Source organism: Ruegeria sp. H7, assembly GCF_056532945.1.
On the sequence record NZ_JBQFNZ010000003.1, the window covers coordinates 350,969 to 359,635 of the forward strand.

Consider the following 8,667-nt stretch of genomic DNA (forward strand, 5'->3'; position numbering starts at 1 on the left):
CACATTCCTACCCCTTACGTCGCGTGTTCTCGCGGGCGCGAAATCGGTGGCTCAGATACGCAGGAAGGGCTGAAGCAAACGCGGCACCAGTTTGGTGAATTTCAGCGGCGCATCTGTCACGGCCAGACAGATGCAATCCTCTGTCATATCCGCCACCGGCGTGTGTTCCAGTTCCTCATCCGCGATCTCGACATCGCCGCGAGCAAAGCGATCCACTTCGTCCGAAAAAGCGCCTTGTAGAACCATAGTCAGTTCGGTGCCGTTATGCCCGTGATCCGGCACGGCCACACCCGCCGGAATGAACAACAGCCGCGCGGTCGCCTCGTTTGTGGTCGGCAGGATCGCCTGTTTGACGCCCATACCAATGGGCTTCCACTTGATGTCGTCCACAGTTCCGCCGACATAGTCTTGCAGGGGGGTCGGCAGGACGGCGCAGCCCGGACGGGCGGGCTTGGGGGTCGGTGCGCCTTGGGCGATCAGGGCCATTGTGGCAGCCAGTGACGTGTCGCTCATGCTCATCGCATCGGATTGCTCTTCCAGAACATGCCCACCCACAGCGTCAAAGCTCTCGGCCCGTGCGCGGCAGTGGTCACACAGTGACAGATGCGTCGCGACCATCAGGTCGAACGCTTCGGGCAGAGAGCCGGCGGCATAAGCCATCAGCAGATCGTCCGTCAGGTGATGTTTGATCGGGTTGCTCATCTTACTCATCTCAGTTCATCGCGTGGCGCAAGCGGTCCAGCGCCAGCCGTAACCGTGATTTGATCGTGCCCAGCGGCAATCCGGTCTCAGATGCAATCTCTCGATGGCTCAGATCGCCGAAATACGCCTTCTCGATCAACTGTCTCTGCGCCTCTGGCAATGCCGACAGGGCATTGCGCAGTTGCGCGGTTTCCTGTTGCAACGCAATGACATCGTCCTGATCCGGCTCGGCTTCGGGTCCCCATCCCAGCTCTTCGGGTTCGGGGCGGCGTTGCTTGCGCAGCACGTCAATGCGTTTGTTCCGAGCGATGGTGAACACCCAGGTGGCCACCGTTGCCCGTGCCGGATCGAACAGATGGGCCTTGTGCCACAAGGTCGCCATCACCTCTTGCGCGCATTCTTCGGCCATCGCGGCGTCTGATCCTGATTTCATCAGGAACGCCTTGATGCGTGGCGCGAAGTGCTGGAACAGCTCGGCAAAAGCCGCCTGATCCTGCGCGTCCCGGATGCGCCGGACATGATCCACCCACACGGTCCTGGTGTCGCAACTGGCTTTCGTTCCGTTCACCTGTCTACCCTTGATGCGTTTCTTTGCGCGCCAAGGCTGAGGGGCGGCCCGTTCGGCCGCGGGTTCGTCCAAGGTCACGGTATTGATCTCGGTAAACATAACCACATTACGGTGGGTGGCCCAAGACGGATCACTTTCGCGCGACAAAATAATCCAATCTGCGCTAGATTTCGTATTGGATACAAACGGTGTTCGCGGAAAAGAGCGCCATTTGAACAGTTTACAGGCACAGCGGATACGCGGCGGAATGAAGAAAATCGACCATATCGCAGGTCACACCTATCACGGACGCAAAGGCGCGATCCGGAATGCATTTCGCTATTCGGTCGACTATATCCTGCTGGACCCCGAGGCCGACCCCGAGGCACCTTTCCTGTTCTCGATCGACCGGGCAAACGTCACCAACTGGCGCAGCACCGACCATGGCGGAGAGCCGGGGCAGGGTGTCGGTGCACAATGGCTGCGGGCGCGGTTCGATGACATGGATGTGCCGCAGCCCGCGCAGATCACGTTGCTGACGCAGCCCCGCGTGCTGGGCCATGTGTTCAACCCGGTCAGCTTCTGGTTCTGCTTCGACAGCAAGGATCAGCTGTACGCCGTGGTGGCCGAGGTCACGAACACCTATGGCACCCGCCACAGCTATGTCTGTCACAAGCCGGATTTCGTGCCGATCGACCCTTCGGATCGGGTGGTAGCGGACAAGCTGATGCATGTGTCGCCTTTTCAGGTCATCGAAGGAAGGTACACGTTCCGCTTTGACTATCGGCCCGACCGGGTTGGGGTCTGGATCGATTACGGGCGAAAGGGCGGTGGCCTGATCGCCACGTTGACCGGACCACGTCAACCGCTGACCAACCGCACGATCCTTTGGTCGCTGCTGCGCCGACCTTTTGGGGCGCGGCGGACATTCACGCTGATCGTCTGGCAGGCGCTAAAGCTGTGGCTGAAAAAGGCGCGTTTCCGCCCGTTTCGCACCGCTCCGGTGCCCGATCACCCGGTATCGCGGGTCCGGCGCTAGCGCGGGCCGTGTTTGCGTAAGATCAAAGACTCAAGCGTCGCGAACAGGTCAGATGGCCGTGAACCGCGAACACGAGGAGCTGAAGACATGCTGGAAATTTCGGCAAGAAAAGTCGCCCAGGTGGCCATGATGGGCCGCGAGCTGGAACGGGCAGAGGGCGAATTGCGCGCCTTTGTCGACCGCATGAGCGAGGACGAACAGGCCGAACTGGTCGCCATCATGTGGATCGGCCGCGAGAGCTTTTTCGCCGAGGATATTGCCGAAGCGATCGCAACGGCCAAGTCCGAAGCCTCCACCCCCTGTGCGGATTACCTGATCGGCACGCCGCACCTGTCGGATCATCTGGAGAACGGGCTGGATGCGCTGGGGATTTCGGCTGAGGATGTTGAGAATGATCTGATGTAGCCTCGGCCAGCGCCCTGGTTTGATACGGTGCGATCACCCATCTCAAAAAGTTAACGAACATTAACGAGGCCGCGTAGTTTCGTTAATGACCCGCTCCTTTATTTGAATTCAGACGGCCTGAAAGCCCGAGTTCAAGGAGGAGAAAGAAATGGAACTTTTGCACACTGCCAGACCGCAGAACAGCCTGCTTGCTTCCCTGATGTCCACTTACGCAGACGCCCGCACCGAACTCGGCCGGCGTCGGACATATGCACAAGCCATCCGTGCATTGGAAAACCTAAGCGACCGTCAATTGCAGGACATTGGCGTCCCTCGCAGTCAGATCAACCAGATTGCATATGACAATACCTACAACGGCCCGCGCCTCCGCAGATGAAGGCGCAACGGAACACCATTGGTTTTGGAACATGTCGGGAGGTTGAAAGATATTTGACGGAAACCCTGTGAGTGAAATGACGCCCGCAGCAAGCGCCCTTTTACTGTTTGATCGCGCAATGAAGATACGCGCGATCAGTGCCGATATTGTGTGTGCGGCTCAGGAGTTGAACCGGATGTCAGATCACGAGCTGTCGGAGCTTGGCATTAACCGAAGTGATATCGAGGACACAATCCAGCGCTATATTTGAAGGGGCCGTCCGACGCGACCACGTCAAAGAGCTTGCGTTGTCTTTGGTAGCCGCTGAAACCAAATAGCCATTCCAGTCGAAACGGAATGGCTATTTGGTGTTTCGGGTGTCGTGACCAGCCTTAGGCCAGATGATCCACAACTTGCAGATGCTGCGCCAACGTATCGATCTCAGCCATCCAGCCCTGTACCAGTTTCGGATCGCTGGGGGCTGCGTGCACGCCTGCGGGGATGGCGCGGTTCAGGACGGCCTCGATGGCCAGTGAGACCGGGATCGACACCAGCCGCGCCATGGCGGTGCCGCGTTGGTCACCCCAGGCGTCCATGACGTAGGTTTTGTGCCAGACCGGAATGCCGTCTTTCTCGGCCTTCAGGGCGACGCAGAGGACCACGCGGTCGGGCTCGCTCTCGTCATAGGCGTTTTCGGTCCAGAACTGGTCCGACATCTCTTTCAGGCGGGCGTCGCCTTGCGCGCCCGAGAGGGTCTCGATTTCCGTGAACACATCCGCCCACGCATCCGCCCAGCCGTTCAGGCGCAGGGTGCCGCGGACGAATTCCTTGACCGGCCAGTGATCCTCGAAATGGTACTGCGCCATGAAGGGGATCGAGTCGCGGTTAGGGTAGACCTCAAAGCTTTCCGGCGTGGGCAGCGGGGCGATATAGCTGCTGATGGCGTCCCAAGGGCGGGCGACGTCCAGCGGGGCGTAGTCGCGGATCGATTTTGACGGTGAGCGCAGGGCTTTCAGCACACCCAGCGGCGACCAGCTGAACTTGTAGCGGAACGGGTTGGGGTGCTTGGGGATGCCGCCGCAATACGAGATAAAGCTCAGGTGGTTTTCCGCATCAAACGCGTCCGAGGCGCGGTAGTCGTCGATCAGCGCGTGCGCCATCAGGTGGTCGATGCCGGGGTCCAGCCCGACCTCGTTGACCAGCGCCACACCGGCCTCGCGGGCCTTGTCGTCCAGCGCGCGCATCTCGGGCGCGATGTAGGACGACGAGACGAAGTTGGCCTGTTTCGAAATCGCCAGTTCCGCCAGAGGCACGTGCCAGTCGCCCGGCAGCATCGAAACGATCACGTCGCCTTTTGCCAGAACCGCGCCCAAGGCGTCGATGTCAAAGGCGCGGATGTCGTCGGTCAGGTCTCCGACCTCGGCCTGGGCTTTTTCGACGGTCCGGTTCCAGACGGTGACCTTGTGCCCGCCTTCGATCAGGCGGCGCAGGCCGGGGATGGCCGACAGGCCGGTGCCACACCAGTGAATGGTCATCGTTCAGATCCCTTCGATATGGGTTTTGTAGGTTGCTTCTGCCCGGCCCCAGACGCCGCTGTCCAGATCGGTCAGCGTCAGCAGAGAGGGCAGCAGTTGCGCGGCGTAGTCTTGCGAGCTTTCGACCGGCAGCATCGATGGCAGGTTGTCGATGGCCATCACGTCCATCACCGGGTCTGTGGCCACGCGCAGGGCGGGGGCGTCCCATGTGGTGGCGCGGTCGTACACGGGCACCGGGTTGTAATCGCTGTCCGGGTCGCAGGCGACGTCGCCGATAGCGGTCAGATTACGCGGGGCGGTCAAGGCCTCTTGCGGGACAAAGGCGGGTGTGCCGGGGCGGGCGAAGATGCAGTTCAGGAACAGGTCGTGGTTCAGAATTTCGGGGAACGGCCCGCCGCTGGCGGTCTCGGCCATGTCCCATTTGGTGACGGAAACACCCATCGCCTCGCACAGATCCGCCGCCCCGGTGCCGACACGGCCAAGGGCACCGATGACGATGGCGCGGGGGCGGTTTGCGCCCGTGGCGTCCAGTTCCGCCAGCAGTTCGGCATTCAGCGCATCTTTGCCGGGATAGACGCCAACCGGTGGGCATTGCTGTCCGCGTTGCTGCGCGGCCCATGTTTTCAGCGTGACGGCAGCCCCGGCATAGCCCGCCCAGTAGCCAAAAGCGGCGACCCGGCGGCCATCCTCATCCACCAAATATTCCAGATCATACAGCGTGCCGCCGCCAGCCTTGAACCGTTCCAGCAACGCGCGGCCCGAATGCTGGCCCTTATACGCATGGCCGAACATGATGTGGCGATGGGGCAGGGGGGTGCCGTCCTCGGGCAGTTCTTTGAGGCCGAAGATGATCGCATCTAGCGGCGCTTCGGGCCAGGAATTTTCAGCAGCGATCTCGCAACCGGCGGCCTTGTAGCCATCAATCGCAATGGCGCGAACCGAACTTTCCTCGACCGTCACGTGGATACCAGCCGCGATCAGGGCGGCGGCCCCTTCGGGGGTCAGCCCCACCCGTTCCTCGTTCGGGCGCTGTTCTGCCCGGACCCAGAGATGTGTCATGCGTTGTCCTTTTGTCAGAGCATTCCGGCGGCCCGCACCGCCTGTACCGATGCGCGTGCCTCCATCGCCTCGCGGAAGGCCAGAATTTTGGGAAAGGCCGAGACGTCAACACCGTCGCCCTCAAGCCAGCTGCAAACGACATACAGATACGCATCCGCCAGCGAGAACTGATCGCCCAGCACAAACGGCCCGCGCAGCCCGTTCGACGAGATATAGTCACAGGACGCGGTCATCGTCTGCGGAACCTTGTCCTTCATATCTTTCCAGCTGGCTTTCTTGTCAGCCCAACGCGGCCCGCGAATTTTGTGGGCGTGGTTCACATGCATTGTTGAGGCGAGGTAATACATCACCTCGCGCATCCGTGCCGCCATGACCGGATCATCCGGCACCAACCCTGCGTCGGGTGCCATTGCTGCAACGTAGTCCAGCAGCGCACCGGTTTCGGTCAGGATACCACCATCGACCACCAGCGCCGGAACACGCCCCTTGGGGTTGATCTGATGATAGGCCGGTTTGGTCTGCTCGCCCGCGGCAAAGTCGATCCGAACGGTCTCATAGTCCAGCCCGGCCTCTTCCAGTGCGATGGCAACGGCAACGGAAATCGTGCGTGGGGCATAGTAAAGCTGCATCATGAACCTCCATATCCGTGCTGATCACAGATGCGTCTGGGCATAGTGCCGGTCGGGGGCTTCCAGATGCGGCACCGCGTTGAACAGAACCGGGCTCAGCTGCGCACCGATCGGATGCAGACGATGGACCGAGGTGTTCATGATGGCAAGGGCCACCCGTGCCATGGATGGTATGTCCAGCCCCATCGCCTGCCGCACCACCATCGAGATCAACCCGCCCGAGGTGACAACGATGGCTGGCCCGCCCTCGGTTCCGATGTCGCGCAGCGCATCGCGAACGCGGGTTTCGAACTGGTCAAAGGTTTCCGGCGCGTTCTGGATGTCACCCTTGGCCCAGGCGGCGAAGGTCTTGGGCAGGTGCTCGACAAAGCCCTCGCGATCTGTGGGGACCGCTACGCCGTGCTGCTCCTCGAACAGTTGGGCAATCGTGAAATACTCGATCTCGTTCAGCCGCGCGTCACGGATCGGATCATTCAGCCCCATGCTGGCGGCGGTTTCGGCGTGGCGGGTCAGGGTGCCGCAATAGACGCGCGTATAATGGCTGCGCGTGTCCCGCAGATGCGCACCCAACCAGCGGGCCTGCTGATGCCCCAGATCGCTGAGCTTGTCATAGTTCTTCTCGTCCCGCGCCGCCGTGTTGGCCTGCCCGTGACGCACCAAAGTGATATGTGACATGTCGGTCCCTCTTACGCAGACGTCTTAGGGCACGTTCCATGCAGGGACCAGAGGGGTTTCGCGCCCGCCCGAAAAAATCCTCGCTGCGGGGTCATTTGTGGCTATGTTCGGCGCGGATAGCGTAGGAGGGGGTCAATGCCAGTCGATCACAAACGGTTCTTGTCCGATCTGCACATGCTGCGCACATTCGGCGCGTCGGGTGTTGGCAAGGGGGTGGTCCGTCCCGCCTTTTCACAGGTCGATATCGCCGCGCGGAAATGGCTGGCCGGGCGCATGGCCGAGGCTGGCCTGACACCGCATTTCGACCCGGTCGGGAACTTGTTCGGGTTGGCAGAAAGCCCGTCTTTGCTGATGGGGTCGCATTCCGACAGCCAGCCCGAAGGCGGCTGGCTGGACGGCGCGCTGGGCGTCATCGCTGCGCTTGAAGTGGCGCGATCCAGCGACCGCCCAATCTCGGTCGTGAGTTTTCAGGATGAAGAGGGGCGCTTTGGCGTCACCACCGGGTCCGCGGTCTGGTCCGGCGGGTTGCCGCTGGAGAAGGCGGATGCGTTGACCGACGGCTCCGGTGTCCGATTTGCTGAGGCGCGATCGGGTATGGCCGACCTTTCACAAGGCTTTGTGGACCCTTCCCGGTTCAGCGGGTTCATCGAGATGCATATCGAACAGGGCCCTGCGCTTGACGCCTCAGATCAGCAGATCGGCGTTGTCACGGATATTGTCGGCATTCGCGATATGTCGATCACGTTCGAGGGTCAGCAGAACCATGCGGGCACCACACCCATGCATCTGCGGCGTGATGCGTTTCAGGCCCTCTCCCTGTTCAATGCGCGCCTGAATGATCGGTTTCAGAATGTGGTAACGCCGCAAACCGTCTGGACCATCGGGCGCGTGGATCTTCATCCCAATGCCTCCTCCATCGTGCCGGGGCGGGTGCGATTCTCGACGCAATGGCGCGATGGCGATGCAGATCGTCTGGTCCGCATGGAAGATATCGTCCGGGAAACTGCCGAAAGCGTGGCCGTGGAACTGGGGATGGTGCTGCATTTCGGCACGATGCTGGGGCTCGAGCCTGTTGCCATGGATAAGACGCTGCGCAGAGCGTTAGAGCGGGGTGCCGAGCAGGTCGCGCCGGGCAATTGGCAACAGATGCCTTCGGGGGCCTTGCACGATGCCACCAACGTGTCACGCCTGATGCCGGTTGCGATGCTGTTTGTGCCCTCGATCAACGGAATCAGCCATGATTTTGCCGAAGACACGGCTGAGAGTGACCTGATCGCCGGTCTCCGGGTGCTGGAACATGCCGTCGCCGAATTGAACGGTCAGAATTGACACTTGGTTGCCAATTCACTGATATATGGTGGAAAATTCTAAGCTATGTCATACAGGTTTGGCCTCCGCTGCGGATCTTCACGAAGCTGTGCCACCGTGATCGTTTTGCGAGTGTTGCGTAACGGAAAAAAGTTTCCTATAGGAACATCAGGGATGCATGCACCCGTATACTGGCCGGTCCGGTGGCGGCTCTGGCCGGAAATCCTGGGCTGAATCGTTGCAAAAAATGCAACTTTGGTCAGACTGGCGGATATGCGTTCTGACAAATTGAACCACAGAAGGTTTTCGCCATGACCTCACCGAAACGCACGCCCTTGTACGCCTTGCACGTTGAGTTGGGAGGTAAGCTGGTTGATTTTGCGGGCTGGGAGATGCCTGTCCAGTATCCGATG

11 protein-coding genes are annotated in these 8,667 nt (G+C 60.7%); 5 read left to right on the forward strand and 6 right to left on the reverse strand.

Annotation, left to right across the window (positions count from 1 at the left end; genetic code table 11):
• Nucleotides 1-51: 51 nt before the first annotated feature.
• Nucleotides 52-702 carry a ChrR family anti-sigma-E factor gene (locus tag ACR0AC_RS10545; protein ID WP_170736263.1) on the reverse strand — a complete coding sequence of 217 codons (651 nt, stop codon included), beginning with the start codon at nt 700-702 and terminating at the stop codon, nt 52-54.
• Between the two features lie 10 nt (nt 703-712).
• Nucleotides 713-1,369 carry a sigma-70 family RNA polymerase sigma factor gene (locus ACR0AC_RS10550; RefSeq protein WP_480873202.1) on the reverse strand — a complete coding sequence of 219 codons (657 nt, stop codon included), beginning with the start codon at nt 1,367-1,369 and terminating at the stop codon, nt 713-715.
• Nucleotides 1,370-1,517: 148 nt separating this feature from the next.
• On the opposite strand from ACR0AC_RS10550, the gene ACR0AC_RS10555 reads away from it, so the two are divergent.
• The 4 genes from ACR0AC_RS10555 (at nt 1,518) to ACR0AC_RS10570 (ending at nt 3,319) form a co-directional block, all read left to right on the forward strand.
• Entirely contained in the window at nt 1,518-2,288 is a 771-nt protein-coding gene (locus ACR0AC_RS10555) for a DUF1365 domain-containing protein (protein ID WP_480873203.1), read from the forward strand.
• 87 nt (nt 2,289-2,375) lie between these two features.
• Complete coding sequence (locus ACR0AC_RS10560) at nt 2,376-2,693, forward strand: DUF3775 domain-containing protein (protein WP_480873205.1); 318 nt, start codon at nt 2,376-2,378, stop codon at nt 2,691-2,693.
• Nucleotides 2,694-2,841: 148 nt separating this feature from the next.
• The gene (locus ACR0AC_RS10565; protein WP_480873207.1) at nt 2,842-3,069 is read left to right on the forward strand and encodes a DUF1127 domain-containing protein; all 228 of its coding nucleotides are present in this window, start codon (nt 2,842-2,844) and stop codon (nt 3,067-3,069) included.
• Between the two features lie 76 nt (nt 3,070-3,145).
• Nucleotides 3,146-3,319 (forward strand): DUF1127 domain-containing protein, encoded by a 174-nt coding sequence (locus ACR0AC_RS10570; RefSeq protein ID WP_480873229.1) that lies wholly within the window; start codon nt 3,146-3,148, stop codon nt 3,317-3,319.
• A 121-nt stretch (nt 3,320-3,440) separates the two neighbouring features.
• On the opposite strand, the gene ACR0AC_RS10575 is transcribed toward ACR0AC_RS10570, so the two are convergent.
• Genes ACR0AC_RS10575 through ACR0AC_RS10590 form a run of 4 tightly spaced genes read right to left on the reverse strand, consistent with a single transcriptional unit; the run spans nt 3,441 to nt 6,946 of the window.
• Nucleotides 3,441-4,583 carry a saccharopine dehydrogenase family protein gene (locus ACR0AC_RS10575; protein ID WP_480873208.1) on the reverse strand — a complete coding sequence of 381 codons (1,143 nt, stop codon included), beginning with the start codon at nt 4,581-4,583 and terminating at the stop codon, nt 3,441-3,443.
• 3 nt (nt 4,584-4,586) lie between these two features.
• Complete coding sequence (locus ACR0AC_RS10580; RefSeq protein WP_480873210.1) at nt 4,587-5,642, reverse strand: saccharopine dehydrogenase; 1,056 nt, start codon at nt 5,640-5,642, stop codon at nt 4,587-4,589.
• A 14-nt stretch (nt 5,643-5,656) separates the two neighbouring features.
• The gene (locus ACR0AC_RS10585; RefSeq protein ID WP_480873212.1) at nt 5,657-6,271 is read right to left on the reverse strand and encodes a glutathione S-transferase family protein; all 615 of its coding nucleotides are present in this window, start codon (nt 6,269-6,271) and stop codon (nt 5,657-5,659) included.
• A 24-nt stretch (nt 6,272-6,295) separates the two neighbouring features.
• Entirely contained in the window at nt 6,296-6,946 is a 651-nt protein-coding gene (locus tag ACR0AC_RS10590; RefSeq protein WP_480873214.1) for a histidine phosphatase family protein, read from the reverse strand.
• 135 nt (nt 6,947-7,081) lie between these two features.
• Between ACR0AC_RS10590 and ACR0AC_RS10595 the strand changes: the two genes are divergently transcribed.
• Nucleotides 7,082-8,275, forward strand: coding sequence for a Zn-dependent hydrolase (locus ACR0AC_RS10595; RefSeq protein ID WP_480873216.1), 1,194 nt, complete (start codon nt 7,082-7,084; stop codon nt 8,273-8,275).
• Nucleotides 8,276-8,667: the final 392 nt, after the last annotated feature.